Source organism: Candidatus Njordibacter sp. Uisw_002 (genome assembly GCF_047730155.1).
In the GTDB taxonomy this organism is placed as follows: Bacteria; Pseudomonadota; Gammaproteobacteria; order Pseudomonadales; family Balneatricaceae; genus Njordibacter.
Window position 1 is genome coordinate 2,232,503 of the sequence record NZ_CP159832.1, and the last position, 20,409, is coordinate 2,252,911.

A 20,409-nucleotide genomic window follows, 5' to 3' on the forward strand; every position below is an offset into this window, starting at 1 on the left:
AGTGTTATTTAGCTTTGCGAGCGGTCATGATGTCGATAAATCGATTAAACAAAGGTGCTACATCATGTGGACCGGGGCTTGCTTCTGGGTGACCTTGAAAACTAAAGGCCTGCTTATCGGTACGTTCAATACCTTGCAAAGAACCATCAAACAAAGATTTGTGTGTGGCTCGCAAGTTGCTTGGCATAGCGTCTTCTGACACTGCAAACCCGTGGTTTTGACTAGTTATCATAACCACCTTAGAGTCAAGATTTTGCACGGGGTGGTTAGCACCATGATGACCAAACTTCATTTTTTCTGTCTTAGCACCAGAAGCTAGTGCCAATAGTTGGTGACCTAAACAAATACCAAATACAGGAGTATCTGTTTCTAAAATCTCTTTAATGGCAGCAATGGCATAGTCACATGGCTCTGGATCACCTGGGCCATTAGACAAAAATACACCGTCTGGCTTCATGGCCAACACGTCTTTAGCAGGTGTTTGTGCAGGCACTACAGTTAAGTTGCAGCCGCGCTCCACCAACATCCGTAAAATGTTGCGCTTCACACCGTAATCGTAAGCGACTACTTTAAATTGACCATCCGTTTTTTCACGGTTACCTTCTACTAAGTCCCACGTGGATCCTGTCCAGTCATAGGCTTCTTTTACGGTCACTTCTTTAGCAAGATCCATGCCCTTTAGTCCGGCAAAACCCTTGGCTGCAGCTAAAGCTGCAGCTTCATCAATATTATCACCTGCCATGATACAGCCGCTTTGTGCGCCCTTTTCGCGTAAAATACGGGTAAGGCGACGCGTGTCTATGTCAGCAATAGCAACAACATTATTAGATATTAGATATTCATCAAGAGGCTGTGTATTACGCCAGTTACTTGCCATTAATGGCAAGTCTCTAATCACTAAGCCAGCAGCCCAAACAAACTCAGACTCTTCATCTTCGCTGTTGGTGCCTGTGTTGCCTATATGAGGGTAGGTAAGGGTAACAATTTGATGAGCGTAAGAAGGATCTGTGAGAATCTCTTGATAGCCTGTCATAGAGGTATTAAACACTACCTCGCCTGTGCTTTGGCCAGTGGCGCCAATAGCAACCCCTCTAAATATGCTGCCGTCTTCTAAAGCCAGAATGGCGGGAGTAGTCAATGGGGGCCTCCTCAGGTATGGTGCGTGATACATGCTAATGATTTTTTAACAGCTATATTAAAATGCTGGCTCTAGTCGCAAAAAAGCGAGGTGTGTTAGACACACCCCGCTTTTTATAAATGCTATGACTGGCAGCTAAGTTATTGCGCCTGTTAACTGGTGAAATTATACAGAACAATGACGGCATTTGTCTAGAAGATTCTAATACTCTAGCTTATAAACTAGTCTTTTAAAGCCAATACATCTTGCATATCATACAATCCACTTGGCTGCCCTTGCAGCCATGAGCACGCTCGCACGGCCCCTTTTGCAAACGTCATTCGACTGCTTGCTTTGTGGGTAATTTCAATACGCTCGCCTTCGCTAGCAAACAACACAGTGTGATCGCCCACAACATCACCAGCACGTATGGTTTCAAAACCTATCTCATTAGCCGAGCGAGGCCCAGTAATGCCTTCACGCCCATAAACGGCGCACTTTGCTAAATCACGACCCATGGCATCTGCAACCACCTCACCTAAGCGCAAAGCAGTGCCTGATGGCGCATCAACCTTATGGCGATGATGGGTTTCAATGATTTCAACATCATACCCATCTTGAAGCACGCTAGCTGCACGATGAAGAATATCCAACAATAGGTTGATGCCCACACTCATATTAGGTGAAAAGACTACAGGTGTGTGTTGTGCAAACTCATGCAGCGCCTGCTTATCTGTACTACTTAAGCCGGTAGTACCGATCACCATGGCTTTGTTTAGCCTGACACATTCTTGCAGATTGATAAGGGTGAGTTTGGGATTAGTGAAGTCGATGAGGACATCAAAGTCATCGCTCGCATCGGCTAAAGACGGCTTAACAAACACACCCAATTTACCCACACCAGCAAGCTCACCAGCATCTGCTCCCACTAAACTGCTATTAGGTGAAACAATTGCTGCACCTAGGCTTAGCCCTGAAGCTTGCGTCACTGCCTCAATAAGCACTTTGCCCATACGCCCAGCGGCGCCCATTACTGCTATTCGTGCCATGCCCACCTCTACAAATGCCATACGTTATGTTGTTGGCAATAACAAACTGCTTTAACCATCTTCAAAGAAGCTCTTAACTCCTTCAAACCAAGATGATTTTTTAGGAGAGTGTTTACCTTTGGTAGCTTCCATAGTGTCATGGAATTTGCGCAATAGGTCTTTTTGCTCTTTATTAAGATGTACTGGCGTTTCTACTGCCACACGACACATTAGATCGCCCTGACTACCGCCACGTACTTGCGTTACACCTTTGCCACGCAAGCGGAACATTTTGCCACTTTGCGCACCTTCTGGAATTTTTAACTTAACACGACCATCCAAGGTTGGCACTTCAATTTCGCCCCCCAGTGCCGCATCCGTAAAGCTAATAGGCACATCACAGTATAAATGCTTACCGTCTCGGGTAAATATTTTATGCTCACGCACAGATACTTGCACATAAAGGTCACCACTTGGGCCACCATTGACGCCAGCTTCACCTTCTCCAGTTAAGCGAATACGATCACCAGTGTCCACCCCAGCTGGAATCTTCACTGACAAGGTTTTGTATTCTTGCACTCGGCCTTCACCATGGCATGAACGACAAGGGTCACTAATAACCTTGCCATTACCATGACAACTAGGGCAAGTTTGCTGCACCGAAAAGAAACCTTGCTGCATGCGCACTTGGCCTTGGCCATGGCACGTACCACAGGTTTTACTGCTAGTGCCAGGCTTAGCGCCAGAGCCATCACACGGCTGACACTCTACCTGTGTAGGGATACGAATTTCTTCTGTAGCACCACGAACAGCCTGCTCCAGGCTCAATTCCATGGTGTACTTTAAATCTGACCCACGCTGAACACTAGAGCGACCACCGCCACCAGCTCCACCGAAAATATCGCCAAACATATCACCAAATACATCACCAAAACCAGCGCCACCAGCACCGCCACCGCGCGCATTGGGGTCTACGCCCGCATGACCATGTCGGTCGTATGCTGCTCTTTTTTGGTCGTCTGATAATATTTCGTAAGCTTCATTCACTTCTTGAAAGCTTGCATCGGCGGATTTATCCCCCGGATTACGGTCTGGGTGATACTTCATCGCCATACGGCGAAAAGCCTTTTTAATATCTTTTTTATCGGTGTCTTTGGCCACGCCAAGAACTTCATAAAAATCGCGTTTAGACATAGTTATTCCATTTAGCTCCTGTTTTTACCACTAGAAGCAGATACAAGAACGCAGGGCTATGCCCCGCGTTGTATAAATGCGCTAGTTTTAACTAGCACTAGCAAGCATATCGCGCTTACTTTTTATCTTCGTCTTTGTCTTCATCTTTAACTTCTTCAAACTCAGCATCAACAGCATCGTCTGCGCCCGTATCATCTGAAGCTTCAGCATCACCCTGCGCACCAGCTTCTTCTGCATACATCTTTTGTGCAATCACACCAGATGCTTCAGTTAGCGTAGCTGTGGCAGTTTCAATCGCTTCTTTGTCGTCGCCTTTAAGGGCTTCTTCAAGAGCTTCAATCGCTGTTTGCACTGTGGCTTTTTCTTCATCAGAAGCTTTATCACCAGCTTCTTCGATCATCTTCTTAGATGAGTGAACCATGCCATCGGCAGTGTTGCGAGCTTTAACCATTTCCTCAAACTTTTCGTCTTCAGCAGCGTTAATCTCTGCATCTTGTACCATTTGTTCGATTTCTTCGTCGCTCAAACCAGATGACGCTTTAATGATGATCGACTGCTCTTTACCCGTGCCTTTATCTTTAGCAGACACGTTCAAGATACCGTTGGAATCAATATCAAAGCTCACTTCAATTTGTGGCATGCCACGTGGTGCTGGTGGAATGTCGCTAAGATCAAAACGTCCTAAAGACTTATTTTGTGTCGCTTGCTTACGCTCGCCCTGACATACATGAATGGTCACAGCAGATTGATTGTCATCTGCGGTAGAGAACACCTGTGATTTCTTGGTTGGTATCGTTGTGTTTTTGTCGATCACCGAAGTCATCACACCACCCATAGTTTCAATACCAAGTGTTAATGGCGTAACGTCTAGCAACAATACGTCTGTTACGTCACCAGCCAATACACCACCTTGAATCGCTGCGCCAATGGCGACAGCTTCATCTGGGTTTACATCTTTACGCGGCTCTTTACCAAAGAAGTTAGTCACTTCACTTTGTACCAAAGGCATACGGCTTTGGCCACCTACCATGATCACTTCGTCAATTTCACTGCCTTCAAGGCCTGCGTCTTTAAGCGCTTGAATACATGGCTTCAAAGTTCTTGATACTAGATCTTCCACCAAAGACTCTAACTTAGCGCGAGAGATTTTTACGTTAAGGTGCTTAGGACCAGAAGCGTCTGCAGTAATGTAGGGTAGGTTTACATCTGTTTGGCTTGAGCTGGACAATTCAACCTTAGCTTTTTCTGCAGCTTCTTTTAAACGCTGCAGTGCTAGCGGGTCATTATGCAAATCGATGCCAGAATCTTTCTTAAACTCAGCCGCCAAAAACTCGATCAATCGCAGGTCGAAATCTTCACCACCTAGGAATGTGTCACCGTTAGTGGCCAGTACTTCAAACTGGGTTTCGCCATCTACATCAGCGATTTCGATGATAGAGATGTCAAATGTGCCGCCGCCCAAGTCATATACTGCAATAGTAGAATCACCACGGCTCTTATCAAGACCATAGGCCAGCGCTGCTGCGGTAGGCTCATTGATGATACGCTTCACTTCAAGACCAGCAATACGTCCAGCATCCTTAGTTGCCTGGCGCTGAGAGTCATTAAAGTAGGCTGGCACAGTAATAACTGCCTCTGTTACCTTTTCGCCTAGATAGTCTTCAGCTGTTTTTTTCATCTTCTTCAAGATTTCAGCAGCAATCTGTGGTGGTGCTTTGCTGTCGCCGTTTACATTAACCCAAGCATCACCATTGTCGGCTGCTTCAATTTTGTATGGCACCATTTTAATGTCTTTTTGTACAACATCGTCTTTAAATTTGCGACCGATCAAACGCTTAATAGCAAATAGGGTATTGATAGGGTTAGTTACCGCTTGGCGCTTAGCCGATTGGCCCACTAAAATTTCGCCATCAGCAGCAAAAGCAATAATAGACGGCGTGGTGCGATCACCCTCTGCATTCTCAATTACCTTAGCGCTGCCGCCATCTAAAACAGACACACACGAGTTAGTTGTGCCTAAGTCAATACCAATGATCTTTCCCATCATAAACTCCAATTCTTAATTCACCCTTATAGGGCTTTTGTTTCAATTCTGCTTCAGTAGCACTAGTGCCTTTAAGCCCTCTTTAAGCTCAAGGTTAACGCTAATTGCTTGCATTCTTATATAAGGCCTTATGTCACTCTTTCAAGGACAAAAGGTTAATTATTCTATTTAGAAACGACTACCATGGCCGGACGAACAAGACGTCCATTGAGGGTATATCCTTTTTGAAAAACCTCCATCACAGTATTAGGCTCTAAATCTGGGTTAGGCACTGCCGTCATGGCTTCATGTAACTCTGGATTAAACGGTTCACCATGGGGATCAAGCTGATCCACATTGAACTTCTTTAACCCATCTAGCAGCATTTTTTGGCTCATTTCCACGCCTTCAAGCAAGCTCTTCAAGCTAGCTCCTTCAGCACTTCCTGCTTCGATAGCACGGCCTAAGTTGTCTAATAAAGAAACCACTTCTGCCATCAATTTTTCTTGGCCAAACTTGTGTGCTTTAGCCACATCCTGCTCACTTCTGCGGCGAATATTTTGAGCATCAGCTTGAGCTCGCAATACGTCAACTTGTTGCTCATCTATTTTAGCTAAAGCGACTTCTAGCTGCGCCTGCACTGACTCAACCGTTATTTCTTCCAGCACCGACTCAGCCGCGGTTTCCACAGCGTCTTCTGGCGTATTAATATCCAGCTCAACTTCAGTTGCAGATGGCTGCTCTTGCTCACTCATAGACTTCTCCCTTACATAACTTTCGCAACCTTGACTATAAGGTCGCTTGACTGGAAATCTATATGGGGACATCACCGCGTGATTCAAGCAATTACTGCCCACTTTTATTAGGTTTTTAATAAAAATATAACACTACAGATAAAAAATACTGGACATGCAACCACTACTGGATATAATCACAGTATAATAATTCACTGGAGCAGCTCTATGTTGCAACAACTAATTGTTCACCATTACGCCTTGGTCGATTTTTTACACTTAGATTTCAGCCACAGAATGACGGCTATCAGTGGCGAAACAGGCGCTGGTAAATCCATACTTCTTGGTGCTTTGGGCTTAGCTCTAGGCGATAGGGCCGAGTCTGGCTGCGTAAGACAAGGCGCTGAACGGGCCGATATTCATGCTGTTTTTGACCTAAGCCACCTACCCCAAATAAAAGATTATTTATCTGCTAAACATTTAGCCACAGCGCAAGACCCAGATACCTGCATACTGCGTCGCATGGTTAACCAAGATGGCCGCTCCAGAGGCTATATAAATGGTAATCCAGTAAATATAACAGCCTTAAAAGAGCTAGGCCGCCAACTAATTAACATCCACGGCCAGCACGAACATCAGCATTTATTGGGCCGTGACAGCCATCAAACCCTTTTAGACGCCTTTGGAAATTACCCCACACATCAAGAAGCAGTAGCACATATCAGCCATGAATGGCTTGAGCTTGATCGACAAATTAAAGCGCTCACAGGTGGCCAGCAGCTATCTGAAGCAGAGCAACAGCTTTTGCAATATCAAGTAGATGAGCTAGAACAACTAAGCCTTTTACCTGATGAATTACTCGCCCTAGAGCAAGAGCACAAACAAAGAGCTAACGCAGACCAACTATTACAAGCCGTGCGTTGCGCCCTACCAGATAACCCTCTGGGCGAAGACCCGACAGCTTGCATACAGCGCTGGCAACAGCAGCTACAAAACTTTAGCCAACATAGCCCACACTTAAGTGCGGCAGTAGATATGCTAGCTAATGCGGCGATACAAATAGAGGAGAGCCAAATAGAGCTGCAAAGCTTCCTACAAGGTTTTGATGAAGACCCCGCACGTTTGCAAAACTTAGAGCATCGCCTAGATCAAATTTACAGCATGGCCAGAAAACATAAAATTCAAGCAGCGGACTTACCTGAACACTTAGACGCATTGCAACAACAACTGCAACAAAACCAAGATCAAGAAGGACAACTTGAATCCATCCATCAGCAACAACAAGAGCTTGCAGGCGCTTATGATATCGCCGCAGCCAAACTCACCAAAGCAAGGCAAGCGGCTGCTAAAAAACTTGAAAAAGCCGTGGGAGAGCAGCTTGTATTATTAGGCATGCCTAACTGTCGATTAGAACTAAGCATGCAAACTAAACCCGACACACGTTTACACGTTAATGGACGCGATGATACAGAAATTTTAATTAGCACTAACCCAGGCCAAAGCGCTAAACCTTTAGCTAAAATCGCATCCGGTGGTGAGCTATCTCGCATCAGCTTAGCCATACAGGTGGTTATCGCTACTACCAGCATTACACCAAGCTTGATATTTGACGAAGTGGATGTAGGAATTGGTGGCGCTACGGCTGAAATTGTAGGTCGCTTATTGTCTCAACTAGGGCAACATTGCCAATTGTTGTGTATTACCCACCTACCTCAGGTAGCTAGTCAAGCACAACACCATTTACAAGTGAGTAAATCTAGCCAAGGCCAAACAACACATACACAAGTAGCAGCACTGGATGATAATCAAAGAATTCAAGAGATAGCGCGAATGCTTGGTGGGGTTAAGCTAACACAACAAACCTTAGCTCACGCCAAAGAAATGCTAGGCACTGGGGCCTTATTGCATTAACTTAACAATAACTACACAGACGAATAAAGGCTAATAAAGTTAGCCTTTATTTACTCCATATAAATATACGGTGCGACTAGTAAGCTCATAGCCTAACTCAGCGGCAATTTCTTTTAGGCGTTCATTGAGTACTGGATCATTAAACTCTTTTATACGACCAGACTTAATACATACAATGTGGTCATGGCTACTTTCTGTTGCCAGCTCAAACACTGAATTACCACCCTCAAAGTGATGCCGCACTACCAAACCTGCGGCCTCAAACTGCGTAAGCACACGATAAACTGTGGCTAAACCCACATCCTCGCCTTGCTCCATGAGCAGCTTGTAGATGTCTTCCGCACTCCAATGATCGCCTTCAGTAGCTTGCTCAAGCATTTGGTAGATCTTCACACGTGGCAGGGTGACTTTTAACCCCGCTTTACGTAATTCTTGGCTTTCTGATGCCATAGTATTGCTTACACTCTTTAGACTGTTGGATGATTAAGGTATGATTCTGGCTACAGACTCAATACATAGATTTGGCTAATGCAACGTTATCTTATCACGTCTCTTTTTATCGCGCTTATTAGTGGGTGCTCTACTATCGGTAATAACATCGATTTTTTAAGCGTACACAAAATTGATGTACAGCAAGGAAATATCATTACCGATGATATGATAGAGCTACTTCGCCCAGGATTAACCGAAGATCAAGTGCAGTATGTAATGGGTACACCACTATTAATAGACACCTTCAACCCTAACCATTGGGACTATGTTTACCGATATCTCCAAGGTGATGGTCAGGTTGAAGAACGAAGAGTAAGGGTGGTTTTCAAACAAGGCAGAGTGAGCTCGATTGAGCAATAGTTCGAAACTACATCCATTGAACCTAGGCTTATAATTATACCTTAGCTTTAAGCGCTGCTTTTGCAGCGCGGTTGGCTCTGGCTACTTTAGGATCTATGGTAAGTGGACGGTATATTTCTACCCTTTGCCCCTGTGTTATTTTCTCTGCTTGGGGGTTTTTCACGGCTTTACCAAAAATACCCATAGGCGTGCCCGCAAGCTGCAAACCCTCAAAGTGATCAACAATACCTGACATCACTGCCGCATCATAAACTGTGGTACCTACAGGCACTTTTATTGCCACAATTTTTTGCTGATCTGGTAGCGCAAACGCTACCTCTACATTAACCATGTTTTGTGTATCAGTCACATTATTCTCATTTATAGACATTGTCAGCACGCTTACAAAAAGCGTCAACCATATTAGCAGCTATGGGGCTAAACAACCCACCTAAAGCCTTACCTTTAAGCCCAGTTACACCAAACTCTAGGGCCATTTCTACTTTACACGCATCATGTCGTAGCGGCGTAAATATCCAGCTACCTCTCAAGTAGTCAAAAGGGCCATCTTGCAGCTCTAATACTATTTTTTCATCCGCGGTTAAAGTGTTTTGAGTCACAAACTGGTAACTAAGGCCTGCTTTAGCTAAATGCAGTCGAGCCGTCATACTGGTTTTGGATGACTCAATTAAGTCTACCTTAGAGCAGCCATCCAAAAATTCTGGATAGCTTTCCACATCATTCACCAAAGCATACATACTAGCCGCAGAATGCATCACCAACGCAGAACGATTTATAGAAGCCACAGCCTTGTACTCTTGATAAAAGGCTATATTAAAGTTAAAAGAGCTACCAATAAAGCAATATCACTATTTATTAAGAAAATGTCACTGCAGCCGATACAGGCTTGAGGTAGAATGCGTCCATGGCAAAGAAATCAAAAACTCAAAAGAGCTCAACCGGCACCATTGCCCTGAATAAACGGGCAAAGTTTGAATATCATTTAGATCAGCGTATAGAAGCTGGCATGGTATTAACCGGATGGGAAATAAAAAGCATACGTGATGGTCGTGCAAACCTGACAGATTCCTACGTGGTAATAAAAGACCAAGAGGCTTTTCTTGTAGGCGCACATTTTTCACCGCTAATGACCGCCTGCACTCATGTGGTAGCAGAGCCTCGTCGTGAGCGTAAACTTTTGTTAAACAAAAAAGAAATATCACGCTTATTTGCAGCATCCTCTCAAACGGGCCAAACCATAGTAGCCACAGCCATGTATTGGAAAGGCCATCGTGTTAAATGTGAAATTTGCCTAGCCAAAGGCAAACAACAGCATGACAAACGCGCTACAGAAAAAGACCGCGACTGGAGCAAACAAAAACACAGGATATTAATGAAAGCCTAACCCGCTTTTATAACTCCGGCTATTGCCTGCGCGCTTACCATTGCCCATTCCTTTTCACGTCACAAAATTTGCACACTCCAAACACGCAATTAATCACACTATTAATTTAATGCTGTTATAATCATCCTCTCTAAAGGGGATGACTGGATTCGACGTTGGTTACAAACCCTGAGGTGCATGTCGAGAATGTAAGGTTTCTCGTAAATCCCACCTTGCAAAAGTTATAGTCGCAAACGACGAAAACTACGCACTAGCGGCTTAAATCCCGCTTACACTGATCACCGGATGCCTGTAAACGGTTGTGAAGTGGCTCGCAGAACAGGATCGTGTGGACTCCTCGCTCGTGGAGAAAACCCTAAAACTAATCGAGATCGCCTTATGCTCCCTGACACTTGGGCCGCGGTAGGTTAAAACAATAAAGTGATCTAAGCATGTAGAGCTGATGGCAGAGGACTGGCGGACGGGGGTTCGACTCCCCCCATCTCCACCACACAAAGGTTTTAGAAGGTTCTAAAACACTCTAAAAAGCCCGTTAATCCTAGTGATTGCGGGCTTTTTTATGCCCAACTGATTCTAACCAGTGTTATAACATCCAGTTGAGTTAGTAGTACACCCTATCTGACGGGGGAGGATTGCAACTAAGAGTTAAACCCAATGGCTCAAAGTTATGGTTACTGGATTATCAGCGCCCATATACAAAGAAGCGCACAAGCTTAAGCTTGGGTAGTTATCCCATAGTCACATTAGCTCTAGCTCGAAGCAAGAAAGATGAGGCGAAAAAGTTACTTTTTAACAACATTGACGCTATTAAGCCCATTGCTGCAAAAGGAAGCCTTGAAAAAGTCAAACGCCTATGCCATCGGTTAAACGAAATAATGCTATATGCTGTTAATGTGGGGCTAATCAATGCAAACCCCCACTGGAATGAGTAAAGCGCCCTAGGTCAAGTTAACATCCCATAATGACGAATGAATTCAATAATATCGCCCAAACCGTTTAGCGTTTTCAAGTTAGTGAAAACCCATGGCTTTTCCGGGCGCATGCGATTGGTATCAGCTTCCATGATGCCTAAGTCAGCGCCAACATAAGGGGCTAGGTCGGTTTTATTGATGACCAGTAAATCGGACTTAGTAATGCCTGGGCCACCTTTGCGAGGAATCTTTTCTCCTTCTCCTACGTCGATAACAAAGATGGTAAGGTCTGCTAACTCAGGGCTAAAAGTGGCACTTAAATTGTCGCCTCCACTTTCCACAAATACGATGTCTAAATTTTTGTGGCGCCGGGCAAGTGTATCAATGGCAGCCAAATTCATAGACGCATCCTCTCGAATGGCTGTATGTGGGCATCCCCCGGTCTCCACCCCAATAATGCGATCTTCACTTAAAGCCTCAGCCCGAGTTAAAATTTTAGCATCCTCTTGGGTATAAATATCATTGGTGACCACTGCTAAGTTATAGTCATCTCGCATGGCTTTACAGACAGCTTCAAGCAATGCAGTTTTGCCAGAACCTACGGGGCCACCAACCCCTATGCGTAAGGGCATTTTATATTCATTCACAATTAACTCCTAAATAAACGTGTATATTGAATTTCGTGATTGCTACTAGCAATGGCTAATGCTGGAGCGCTGCTGCCAGCATCTTCATAGGCAATTGCTGCAGCCGATTGAACTGCTTGTTCGAGTGCAGAGGACATCCCATGCAATATCTGCTGGCCTTGTGTCTGCCCTAAAGGGATTAATTTCACTCCTGTTATGACGGCATTTTCTAACCAACTCCAGACATAACCGCGGCATAAATCCTTAGTTTGAATATGCCATTGAGCCCCCGCTATGGCTAATCCCACCACCTGGCTACGCTGCGCGGCTGAGCGAATGATATCTGGCACAATAACCCCTAGATTAGGTAACAATCGCATTAATGCCTCGCCTCGCAATTGCTCTTCTTGCCTTAGTTCTTTAGTTTCTCTCCAAGCCATCAGAGTTCGACTAATATCCTGCAGTCGCTGCCAATCCTGCCTCTCTATAGCTGCACAAGCAGCATTTAGCATGGGTAATTCAAGCTGGGTTAGGCACTCAGTGAGTTGGGACCTCAACCAGCCATCAAAGCTTGCCTGATCATGAATCCAGCCCGATTCTACGGCCCACTCCAGTCCCTGAGAGTAGGCAAAAGCCCCCACGGGCAGTGACGGGCTAATGAGCTGAAACAATCTAAATGTTGGCACCACTATAAAGACACCTTAGCCTTAATGATCATTACTATGACCACCGTAGGCCCCCGTTTCTGGTTCAAATGGGAGTTCTTCAAGGGTCACCGCGCCCCCTAAACCCATCACCATTTTGTCCAGTACATGATCATGCTGGTAACTGACGAAATGGGGTTTGATTTCTATAGGTGTATGACGATTGCCTAAGTGATAACACACACGAGCCCGCAACAGATCATCATCAGTGCGCACCACAGACAGGGTTTCTGCGGCAGCCACAATTCTTACGCGGTCTCCATGTTCACTAGATAGTATGTCCCCATGCCTTAATGTAATGCCTCGAGGTAGGTCTAAACCCGCTTCTTGACCATCACTTAAAGTCACTCGTAACCGACTTTTTATCCGCTGCTCAATACTGAGGCTAAGTTGAAGATTGGGTATTGATTCACCTTCCACCTTGTTAATAAATTTGATCATGACTGGCCTCAGAATAAAAAATAACGTTGCGCCATAGGCAGTTCGCTAGCAGGTTCGCAAGTTAATGCAACTCCATCAGCCTGTACCACATAGGTCTGCGGGTCCACGTCAATGTCGGGCAGCCAATCGTTGTGAATCATGCTGGCTTTGGACAAATCACGACAGCCGCGAACATAACCAATTAACGAGCGCAATCCCAGTGTTTTTGCCAACCCGTTTTCAGCTGCCACGGTGGGCAAAAAAATCATGCTTGTGCTTTGGGATGCGGCGCCAAAACTACCAAACATAGGACGGTAGTGCACTGGCTGTGGAGTAGGGATTGAGGCATTGGGATCTCCCATAGGCGCCATTGCAATCATGCCACCCTTGATAATCAGGCTGGGCTTGGTGCCAAAAAAAGCGGGTTTCCATAGCACTAAATCTGCCAACTTTCCTACTTCAATAGACCCCACTTCGTGGGCAATGCCATGGGTTAGGGCTGGATTAATCGTATATTTAGCGATATACCGTTTAATCCGGTAGTTATCATTTTCGGCAGAATCTTCTGCTAATGGGCCTCTTTGCACCTTCATCTTGTGGGCTGTTTGCCAAGTGCGGGTAATTACCTCACCAACCCGACCCATGGCTTGAGAATCAGAGGAAATCATAGAAAAAGCCCCCAAATCGTGCAAGATATCTTCTGCGGCAATCGTCTCACGGCGAATGCGCGATTCGGCAAACGCCACATCTTCAGGAATACTAGGGTCCAAGTGATGACATACCATGAGCATATCCAAATGCTCATCCACAGTATTGACCGTATACGGACGAGTTGGATTAGTAGACGACGGTAGAACATTAATTAGCCCGGCCGCTTTAATAATATCTGGCGCATGGCCACCACCAGCACCTTCGGTGTGATAGGTATGAATGACCCGATCACCAATGGCCGCCAATGTGGATTCAACAAAGCCACCTTCGTTCAGTGTGTCTGTATGAATCGCCACCTGCACATCATATTCCTCAGCCACTGATAAGCAGTTATCAATAGCCGCAGGTGTGGAACCCCAATCCTCATGTAATTTTAAACCCATAGCACCCGCTTCAACCTGCTCCCGCAGGGGCTCTGGAAGGCTCGCATTACCCTTGCCAAGAAACCCAAGATTCATCGGCAACACATCAGCAGCTTCCAGCATACGCGCAATGTTCCATGGCCCTGGAGTGCAGGTGGTGGCCTTAGTGCCTGTTGCCGGCCCAGTGCCGCCACCTAGCATGGTAGTGACACCAGAGCATAGTGCTTCTTCTACTTGTTGTGGACAGATAAAATGGATATGGGCATCAACACCCCCCGCTGTTAACAATTGCCCCTCCCCTGCCACCACTTCTGTACCTGGCCCAATCTCAATACTCACCCCAGGTTGAATGTCTGGGTTACCCGCTTTACCTATGGCCTGAATACGCCCATCTTTAATCGCAATGTCAGCCTTGATGATGCCCCAATGGTCGATGACCAAGGCATTGGTAATGACTAAGTCTGGCACCTGAGCGCTGCAGGCCTGGCTCTGTCCCATGCCGTCACGAATAACCTTACCGCCACCAAACTTCACCTCTTCCCCATAATGCGTCAAGTCGTCTTCCACCTGAAGCCACAATTCTGTGTCTGCTAAACGCACCTTGTCACCCGTAGTTGGGCCGAACATCTCTGCGTAAGCACCGCGTGATATTGCTACCATCTTTCATTCCTCAATCTAATGCACCCATCACTTTACCCTGAAAGCCGTACACCTGACGCTTACCGGCTAAAGCCACTAATTCAACCCGCCTAGTTTGCCCTGGCTCAAAGCGCACGGCAGTGCCCGCTGCAATATTTAACCGAAAGCCACGACTGGCTTGGCGATCAAAATGGAGTTCTTCATTCACTTCAAAGAAATGATAATGAGAGCCAATTTGCACTGGGCGATCGCCTTTGTTGGCTACCTCAACCTCTATCGTTTCACGACCAGCATTTAATACAATACTGCCCTTAGCAACGCGATATTCACCTGGTATCATCTACTTTTCCTTAAACAATTGGCTCATGAACTGTGACTAGTTTGGTGCCATCGACAAAGGTAGCCTCTACTTGAACATCCTGAATCATTTCAGGGATGCCATCCATTACATCGTCTCGGGTCAGCAGGGTACTGCCATAATCCATTAACTCTGCCACACTGCGACCATCGCGAGCGCCTTCCAGAAGTGCAGCACTTATGTAAGCCACAGATTCTGGATAGTTAAGCTTTAGACCCCGGTTTTTGCGTCGCTCAGCCAACAAACCTGCCGTAAATAGCATTAATTTGTCTTTTTCGCGCGGTGTTAATTCCATACATTCACTCCTATAGCGCCTAAAAAGGCGCTAATCTATAAACTCTATATTTTAAGTTGCCCAAATACGGGGTGGCTCAGCTTGGCGTTCCATGATTACTGGTCGCAGCAAGCGCCATACTGCAACGAGCAGGAGCAGCATATCCTGACTCTGGTTTGCCAATACACGCACCACTAACAAACCATCAACACAGCTAGCTCCCGCCCAAATTTTGGGTGCATAACCAGCAAGCATGGTTTGCACCTGTCGAATTAATGATTCATCAGACACGGTTGCTACTAACATCGATTGCGCGCTAAATCCTCGCATACCCACAGGCGAATTCATCATTGATTCGCCCTGCGTCGCAAACCGATCTAACAACACGATCTCGCCATCGCGATAACATGCAAAATCACTATTGATAGTGCCCATAGCAAAGCCTTCACCATTGGCTGGTCGACCCAAACAGTTCATTTCCCAACCAATAAACTTAGCATTAGCTGTCAAATGGACTTCTGTTTTAATGGCCACATTGGTCGCAGGAAAGAAAATGCTTTCTAATGGCATCCACTCCAATGTTGCACCATCAGCAATGTGTAAGCTTTGCTCTACCAGGGCTTGCGGCCCTGCTGAACGATAAAACTTGGTGGCGCCGGGTGTTGTCAAAAGCACCTGACCTCCCACCTGCACATTAATGTTGATATTCAATTCATCACCCCCAACTACGCCACCGGGCGGGTGGAGTAAGTAGGTATGATTAACATTTCCTTCTGGGTAAAAAGCCCTCTGCACTGTTAATGGGCCCCGCCGTTGGGAAGCAATCAGGCGGGTCTTTCCAGCCCTAGGTGCAAAGTCTAAAGACAGGTCAGCTTGCCAATTGGTATTTTTAGCTACCACTTCCATAGATTATGCCTATACTGTTAGATATTGTTTGATGAGACTGTCATCTAAATCTTTGACACTACCCTGTGCAATAGCACAGCCACGATCAAGGATACAAAACTGATGACCCACCTTTCTAGCAAAGGGTAATTTCTGCTCAACCAACAACACAGTTAAACCCAACTGTTGATTCAACTGCACAATAATGTCACCTATTTCCTGCACAATATTAGGCTGAATCCCTTCTGTGGGTTCATCCAGTATTAGTAATTTAGGCCGCACTACCAAAGCCCTAGCAATGGCTAATTGCTGTTGCTGACCGCCACTCAAATCACCCCCACGGCGACCCAACATATCCTTAAGCACAGGAAATAAATCAAAAATATACTCAGCTATGCAGCGCTCCCCACGCGGTAATACTGGCAAACCAATTTGCAAATTCTCTTCCACGGTTAACAAAGGAAAGATCTGCCTACCTTGAGGCACATAACCAATACCCATTCTGGGACGTGACTCAGTATTGCTTAGAGTGATGTCTTCACCTTGAAACATAATAGAGCCTGAACTCAGGCCCAACTGACCCATGATGCATTTCAACAAGGTGGTTTTCCCCACCCCATTGCGCCCCATAAGCACTGTGCATTGCCCTGGCTCAACGTGGAGATCTAAGTTCCACAGGATATGACTTTGACCATAAAACTGATTAATTTTCTCTACCCTCAGCACTGACTATTCTCCTAAATAAACTTGTTTCACACGGTCATCATTCTGCACTTCAGTCATTGTCCCTTCCGCTAGAATCGAGCCTTGATGAAGGACACTTACCGTTTTAGCGCCATCAGATAGATTCCGCACAAATTCCATGTCATGTTCGACCACAATGACAGAGTGTTTGCCTGCAAGAGAGCGCAATAATTCGGCGGTTTTATCCATTTCTTGGTGGGTCATACCCGCAACGGGTTCGTCCACCAACAACAAACGCGGCCGTTGCATGAGTAAAGCGCCGATTTCAAGCCATTGCTTTTGACCATGAGAAAGTGTGCCTGCTAGTTTTCTCTCCTGATCTTTTAGGCCAATCAGCACTAATACCTCATCAATGTTAGCGCGTTGCTCTTGGGTCATTTTCGCGTGCAATAAACTCCAAAAATTACGCTTTTGTGCCATAGCCAACTCAAGATTATGCCAGACACTCAAATGTTCGAATACCGTGGGCTTTTGGAATTTTCGACCCACACCTGCTTGAGCTATAGCGGGCTCATCCAGCTGTAATAAATCAATGGATTGACCAAAATACACAACCCCAGAATCAGGTGCTGTTTTGCCCGTTATAATATCCATCATGGTTGTTTTACCAGCCCCATTAGGGCCAATAATGCACCTCAACTCACCATCTGTAATGTATAGGTTGAGGTCGTTGATGGCTTGAAAACCATCAAATGCAACTGATAGAGATTCCACATAGAGCAATATCGAATGATCAACATTCACAGTAGGGTTTTTGTCGGGAGCTAAAAAATCCAACCCTTTGAGAGCCATTGGATGCGGCTTCAGGTCAGTGCTACGATGTAATTTGTTCATTCAGTCCCCTTTCGTTTCAGTAACCCAGCCACGCCCTGGGGTAACACTAGGGTTACAAATACAAACAAGCCGCCCAAAACAAATAACCAGACCTCAGGTAATTCAACTGTTAAATAAGACTTGGCATAATTAATCATGATGGCACCCATGGCCGCACCATAAAGCGTTGCACGCCCCCCTACAGCCACCCATACCAAGACTTCTATTGAGTTAAGTGGCGAGAACTCATTGGGATTAATAATGCCCACCTGCGGCACATACAAGGCCCCAGCCACCCCTGCCAGCATGGCCGAAAAGACAAACACCCACAGCTTTATATTTTCTACTCGATAACCCATAAACCGAGTTCGTTCTTCCGCATCTCTTATAGCCACCACCAATTTACCCGCTCGACTATTGGTAATAAAACGACACAATAAATACCCTATAATTAAAGCGAAAGCACTGGCAATAAATAACGCCATTTTTGTTTGATCACTTTGTAGGCTATAACCTAAGATATCTTTAAAGTCAGTTAAGCCATTATTACCACCTAGTCCCATTTCATTGCGGTAGAAGGCCAGCATAAGGGCATAGGTCATGGCCTGGGTAATAATCGACAAATAAACCCCCGAAACGCGAGAGCGAAAGGCCAAATACCCAAACACAAAAGCCAACACCGATGGCACCAGCATGACCATCAAAATCGCCACCCAAAAGTGATCAAACCCCTGCCAAAACCAAGGTAATTCCTGCCAATCTAAAAACACCATAAAATCAGATAATTCGGCATTGGCATAAACCCCTCGGTCACCAATCTGGCGCATCAAATACATGCCCATGGCGTAAGCACCCAATGCAAAGAATGCAGCATGGCCTAAAGTGAGAATACCCAAATAGCCCCACACTAGATCAACTGATAAAGCCAGCAAAGCCAAAGTAAGATATTTGCCTAATAGGGTGACAGAATAGGTGGGGAAATACAGACTTGAACTGGTGGGAAGAGAATTAAGCACTGGTATCAGAACGATCGCCACCAGCAAACTGCCAATTAACCAACGGCCACCCGTATCATTATTTAATAAACGGATCATTTTTACCTATCCTTTGGCATCACGTCCCCGTTGTGGAAACAATCCACGAGGTCGTTTTTGTATAAATAAAATAATAAAAATCAAGACCAATACCTTGGACAATACTGCACCAGCCCAAGGCTCAAGAAATTTATTAGCCACGCCCAAACTTAAACCGGCCACTAGGGTGCCCCAAAGATTTCCTACCCCGCCAAACACCACCACCATAAAGGAGTCAATGATATAAGCTTGGCCCATATTAGGACCCACGTTGGTTAACTGGGATAAGGCCACGCCAGCAACCCCTGCGACACCAGATCCCAAACCAAATGTGAGCGCATCTATCCATTCAGACCTTACCCCCATGGACTTGGCCATATCACGGTTTTGTGAGACTGCTCTGACTTGCAAGCCGAGTCGTGTCCGTTTCATGACAGCCAACAAAAGTAAAAACATGGTTAGACAAAATACAATAATGTACATCCGACTTTGGGTTAACGACAGGAGAGGGTTAATGTCAATGACTCCAGTCATCCAAAGAGGGGTTTCCACACTGCGATTAAGTGGCGAGAAAATACTGCGCACGGCCTGTTGTAAAATCAGTGAAATACCAAATGTTGCCAAAAGCGTTTCCAGCGGTCGTCCATATAAAAAACGGATCACACTGCGCTCAATTAATATACCCACAAAACCTGACACTAAAAATGCAGCTGGCACAGCCACTAATAAAGATAGACCAATATGATTAGGCATCAGCTGTTGGACCAGATAAGTGGTATAGGCGCCAATCATGATTAGCTCCCCATGAGCCATGTTAATGACCCCCATCACACCAAAAGTAATCGCTAAGCCAATACCCGCTAACACCAGGACCGAGCCTAGGCTCAGACCAAAGTACATGGTTTCAAGACTGCCATAAAAATCTACTTTTTTGTTGATTTGCTCAACATATTTGCCGACCATTGGTATTAAGGGCGATTGGGGATAAGTCAGCGCAAACCCATTGAGTGCATTAAGGCTGGCGGGGTGCAAACTTTCCCCTAGAAGCCTAATTGAATGCCTTTGCTGATCCTCATTACTGGAATGCAAGGTTGCTACAGCAAGCACTAAGTCAAGTGCTGCCAACACCGAGGCATCTGTTTCTCGTAGCCGTAACCGGGCGATGGTCACCATCAGTTCAGGGGTCGTATCGCCAATGATCGCTTCTGCTGCGGCTAGACGATCCTGAGGCTTTGCAGCTGATAACTGCGTCTCAGTCACGCGTTGGCGAAAAACGCTGCGCAGCCGATTATTAATAGAAACTCGCTTAACGTCTCGCTTTTTTTTGAGCGTGATTAAACCCCCGTCATGAATACGCTGAGCAATGGCTCCGCTGCTTGCATCTTCAACCTGATATAAACGTTTATCTTGCTTAAGATAGTACAACTGACTGTCCAACATTAATTGCATTAAATGCACAGCTTGGGCCTGATCTGCTTCGTACCAAGACGCCATAACCTGCGCTTTTTGATCGAACTTGGCCTTAATTAAAGCCTGCTCATGCTCAACTATTTCAAAAGTTCCAGCTTGGCTTAGGTTGGCTAAAACTAACAGCAAGCAACCCATCCCCCACGAAAGGCAATTCACAAGCCACTGATTGATCATAC

23 protein-coding genes and 1 other RNA gene are annotated in these 20,409 nt (G+C 45.6%); 5 read left to right on the plus strand and 19 right to left on the minus strand.

The features are described 5' to 3' along the window. Positions 1-4: 4 nt before the first annotated feature. The 5 genes from carA to grpE form a co-directional block, all read right to left on the minus strand. A complete protein-coding gene (carA, locus tag ABXT42_RS10705; RefSeq protein ID WP_443628128.1) occupies positions 5-1,138 on the minus strand; it encodes a glutamine-hydrolyzing carbamoyl-phosphate synthase small subunit in 1,134 nt (377 codons plus the stop codon). A 221-nt stretch (positions 1,139-1,359) separates the two neighbouring features. Then, on the minus strand, positions 1,360-2,166 hold the full coding sequence (gene dapB / locus ABXT42_RS10710) for a 4-hydroxy-tetrahydrodipicolinate reductase (protein ID WP_443628129.1): 807 nt from the start codon (positions 2,164-2,166) through the stop codon (positions 1,360-1,362). A 51-nt stretch (positions 2,167-2,217) separates the two neighbouring features. Continuing rightward, positions 2,218-3,339 carry a molecular chaperone DnaJ gene (dnaJ, locus tag ABXT42_RS10715; RefSeq protein WP_443628130.1) on the minus strand — a complete coding sequence of 374 codons (1,122 nt, stop codon included), beginning with the start codon at positions 3,337-3,339 and terminating at the stop codon, positions 2,218-2,220. Between the two features lie 115 nt (positions 3,340-3,454). Next, complete coding sequence (gene dnaK / locus ABXT42_RS10720; RefSeq protein WP_443628132.1) at positions 3,455-5,383, minus strand: molecular chaperone DnaK; 1,929 nt, start codon at positions 5,381-5,383, stop codon at positions 3,455-3,457. Between the two features lie 164 nt (positions 5,384-5,547). After that, positions 5,548-6,117: a nucleotide exchange factor GrpE gene (grpE, locus tag ABXT42_RS10725; RefSeq protein ID WP_443628133.1), complete on the minus strand. Its 570-nt coding sequence runs from the start codon at positions 6,115-6,117 to the stop codon at positions 5,548-5,550. Between the two features lie 207 nt (positions 6,118-6,324). Here grpE and recN point away from each other — a divergent pair, with 207 nt between their 5' ends. Beyond that, positions 6,325-8,007, plus strand: coding sequence for a DNA repair protein RecN (recN, locus tag ABXT42_RS10730; RefSeq protein WP_443628134.1), 1,683 nt, complete (start codon positions 6,325-6,327; stop codon positions 8,005-8,007). Between the two features lie 39 nt (positions 8,008-8,046). On the opposite strand, the gene fur is transcribed toward recN, so the two are convergent. Further along, positions 8,047-8,457 (minus strand): ferric iron uptake transcriptional regulator, encoded by a 411-nt coding sequence (gene fur, locus ABXT42_RS10735; protein WP_443628135.1) that lies wholly within the window; start codon positions 8,455-8,457, stop codon positions 8,047-8,049. 78 nt (positions 8,458-8,535) lie between these two features. On the opposite strand from fur, the gene ABXT42_RS10740 reads away from it, so the two are divergent. After that, a complete protein-coding gene (locus ABXT42_RS10740) occupies positions 8,536-8,859 on the plus strand; it encodes an outer membrane protein assembly factor BamE (protein ID WP_443628136.1) in 324 nt (107 codons plus the stop codon). A 34-nt stretch (positions 8,860-8,893) separates the two neighbouring features. Here ABXT42_RS10740 and ABXT42_RS10745 read toward each other — a convergent pair whose 3' ends face one another. Together ABXT42_RS10745 and ABXT42_RS10750 are read right to left on the minus strand one after the other, a co-directional pair. Next, positions 8,894-9,208, minus strand: a complete 315-nt coding sequence (locus ABXT42_RS10745) for an RnfH family protein (protein ID WP_443628137.1) — start codon at positions 9,206-9,208, stop codon at positions 8,894-8,896. 7 nt (positions 9,209-9,215) lie between these two features. Further along, complete coding sequence (locus ABXT42_RS10750) at positions 9,216-9,644, minus strand: type II toxin-antitoxin system RatA family toxin (RefSeq protein ID WP_443628138.1); 429 nt, start codon at positions 9,642-9,644, stop codon at positions 9,216-9,218. A gap of 119 nt (positions 9,645-9,763) precedes the next feature. Between ABXT42_RS10750 and smpB the strand changes: the two genes are divergently transcribed. The 3 genes from smpB to ABXT42_RS10765 all read left to right on the plus strand — a co-directional run bounded on the left by smpB (position 9,764) and on the right by ABXT42_RS10765 (position 11,175). Further along, positions 9,764-10,243: an SsrA-binding protein SmpB gene (gene smpB, locus ABXT42_RS10755; RefSeq protein WP_443628139.1), complete on the plus strand. Its 480-nt coding sequence runs from the start codon at positions 9,764-9,766 to the stop codon at positions 10,241-10,243. Between the two features lie 135 nt (positions 10,244-10,378). Then, positions 10,379-10,733: a transfer-messenger RNA gene (gene ssrA, locus ABXT42_RS10760) on the plus strand. Between the two features lie 142 nt (positions 10,734-10,875). Further along, the gene (locus ABXT42_RS10765; protein ID WP_443628140.1) at positions 10,876-11,175 is read left to right on the plus strand and encodes an integrase arm-type DNA-binding domain-containing protein; all 300 of its coding nucleotides are present in this window, start codon (positions 10,876-10,878) and stop codon (positions 11,173-11,175) included. Positions 11,176-11,186: 11 nt separating this feature from the next. On the opposite strand, the gene ureG is transcribed toward ABXT42_RS10765, so the two are convergent. From ureG to urtB, 11 genes are read right to left on the minus strand one after another with little or no spacing between them, the layout of a single operon-like run. Beyond that, positions 11,187-11,786, minus strand: coding sequence for an urease accessory protein UreG (gene ureG / locus ABXT42_RS10770; protein ID WP_443629482.1), 600 nt, complete (start codon positions 11,784-11,786; stop codon positions 11,187-11,189). Between the two features lie 17 nt (positions 11,787-11,803). Then, positions 11,804-12,466 carry an urease accessory protein UreF gene (locus ABXT42_RS10775; protein WP_443628141.1) on the minus strand — a complete coding sequence of 221 codons (663 nt, stop codon included), beginning with the start codon at positions 12,464-12,466 and terminating at the stop codon, positions 11,804-11,806. Positions 12,467-12,487: 21 nt separating this feature from the next. Then, the gene (gene ureE, locus ABXT42_RS10780; RefSeq protein ID WP_443628142.1) at positions 12,488-12,925 is read right to left on the minus strand and encodes an urease accessory protein UreE; all 438 of its coding nucleotides are present in this window, start codon (positions 12,923-12,925) and stop codon (positions 12,488-12,490) included. Positions 12,926-12,933: 8 nt separating this feature from the next. Then, positions 12,934-14,637 carry an urease subunit alpha gene (gene ureC, locus ABXT42_RS10785; protein ID WP_443628143.1) on the minus strand — a complete coding sequence of 568 codons (1,704 nt, stop codon included), beginning with the start codon at positions 14,635-14,637 and terminating at the stop codon, positions 12,934-12,936. Positions 14,638-14,647: 10 nt separating this feature from the next. Then, on the minus strand, positions 14,648-14,956 hold the full coding sequence (locus ABXT42_RS10790; protein WP_443628144.1) for an urease subunit beta: 309 nt from the start codon (positions 14,954-14,956) through the stop codon (positions 14,648-14,650). A 10-nt stretch (positions 14,957-14,966) separates the two neighbouring features. Next, complete coding sequence (ureA, locus tag ABXT42_RS10795) at positions 14,967-15,269, minus strand: urease subunit gamma (protein WP_443628145.1); 303 nt, start codon at positions 15,267-15,269, stop codon at positions 14,967-14,969. Between the two features lie 51 nt (positions 15,270-15,320). Then, on the minus strand, positions 15,321-16,154 hold the full coding sequence (locus ABXT42_RS10800; protein ID WP_443628146.1) for an urease accessory protein UreD: 834 nt from the start codon (positions 16,152-16,154) through the stop codon (positions 15,321-15,323). Between the two features lie 9 nt (positions 16,155-16,163). Continuing rightward, positions 16,164-16,859: an urea ABC transporter ATP-binding subunit UrtE gene (gene urtE, locus ABXT42_RS10805; protein ID WP_443628147.1), complete on the minus strand. Its 696-nt coding sequence runs from the start codon at positions 16,857-16,859 to the stop codon at positions 16,164-16,166. A gap of 3 nt (positions 16,860-16,862) precedes the next feature. After that, entirely contained in the window at positions 16,863-17,711 is an 849-nt protein-coding gene (gene urtD, locus ABXT42_RS10810) for an urea ABC transporter ATP-binding protein UrtD (RefSeq protein WP_443628148.1), read from the minus strand. Beyond that, the gene (urtC, locus tag ABXT42_RS10815; RefSeq protein ID WP_443628149.1) at positions 17,708-18,784 is read right to left on the minus strand and encodes an urea ABC transporter permease subunit UrtC; all 1,077 of its coding nucleotides are present in this window, start codon (positions 18,782-18,784) and stop codon (positions 17,708-17,710) included. Before urtC ends, urtD begins: the two co-directional genes overlap by 4 nt. A gap of 6 nt (positions 18,785-18,790) precedes the next feature. After that, the gene (gene urtB / locus ABXT42_RS10820; protein WP_443628150.1) at positions 18,791-20,407 is read right to left on the minus strand and encodes an urea ABC transporter permease subunit UrtB; all 1,617 of its coding nucleotides are present in this window, start codon (positions 20,405-20,407) and stop codon (positions 18,791-18,793) included. Positions 20,408-20,409 lie beyond the last annotated feature (2 nt).

What these genes read in the sequence shown, in the direction of transcription:
- recN (WP_443628134.1), top strand. Translation starts at nt 6,325, where the DNA reads ATGTTGCAACAACTAATTGTTCACCATTACGCCTTGGTCGATTTTTTA.
- urtC (WP_443628149.1), bottom strand. Translation starts at nt 18,784, where the DNA reads ATGATCCGTTTATTAAATAATGATACGGGTGGCCGTTGGTTAATTGGC.
- dapB (WP_443628129.1), bottom strand. Translation starts at nt 2,166, where the DNA reads ATGGCACGAATAGCAGTAATGGGCGCCGCTGGGCGTATGGGCAAAGTG.
- fur (WP_443628135.1), bottom strand. Translation starts at nt 8,457, where the DNA reads ATGGCATCAGAAAGCCAAGAATTACGTAAAGCGGGGTTAAAAGTCACC.
- urtB (WP_443628150.1), bottom strand. Translation starts at nt 20,407, where the DNA reads ATGATCAATCAGTGGCTTGTGAATTGCCTTTCGTGGGGGATGGGTTGC.
- smpB (WP_443628139.1), top strand. Translation starts at nt 9,764, where the DNA reads ATGGCAAAGAAATCAAAAACTCAAAAGAGCTCAACCGGCACCATTGCC.
- ureA (WP_443628145.1), bottom strand. Translation starts at nt 15,269, where the DNA reads ATGGAATTAACACCGCGCGAAAAAGACAAATTAATGCTATTTACGGCA.
- ureE (WP_443628142.1), bottom strand. Translation starts at nt 12,925, where the DNA reads ATGATCAAATTTATTAACAAGGTGGAAGGTGAATCAATACCCAATCTT.
- dnaJ (WP_443628130.1), bottom strand. Translation starts at nt 3,339, where the DNA reads ATGTCTAAACGCGATTTTTATGAAGTTCTTGGCGTGGCCAAAGACACC.
- dnaK (WP_443628132.1), bottom strand. Translation starts at nt 5,383, where the DNA reads ATGGGAAAGATCATTGGTATTGACTTAGGCACAACTAACTCGTGTGTG.
- ureG (WP_443629482.1), bottom strand. Translation starts at nt 11,786, where the DNA reads ATGCCCTTACGCATAGGGGTTGGTGGCCCCGTAGGTTCTGGCAAAACT.
- ABXT42_RS10800 (WP_443628146.1), bottom strand. Translation starts at nt 16,154, where the DNA reads ATGGAAGTGGTAGCTAAAAATACCAATTGGCAAGCTGACCTGTCTTTA.
- ureC (WP_443628143.1), bottom strand. Translation starts at nt 14,637, where the DNA reads ATGGTAGCAATATCACGCGGTGCTTACGCAGAGATGTTCGGCCCAACT.
- grpE (WP_443628133.1), bottom strand. Translation starts at nt 6,117, where the DNA reads ATGAGTGAGCAAGAGCAGCCATCTGCAACTGAAGTTGAGCTGGATATT.
- ABXT42_RS10790 (WP_443628144.1), bottom strand. Translation starts at nt 14,956, where the DNA reads ATGATACCAGGTGAATATCGCGTTGCTAAGGGCAGTATTGTATTAAAT.
- ABXT42_RS10740 (WP_443628136.1), top strand. Translation starts at nt 8,536, where the DNA reads ATGCAACGTTATCTTATCACGTCTCTTTTTATCGCGCTTATTAGTGGG.
- urtD (WP_443628148.1), bottom strand. Translation starts at nt 17,711, where the DNA reads ATGAACAAATTACATCGTAGCACTGACCTGAAGCCGCATCCAATGGCT.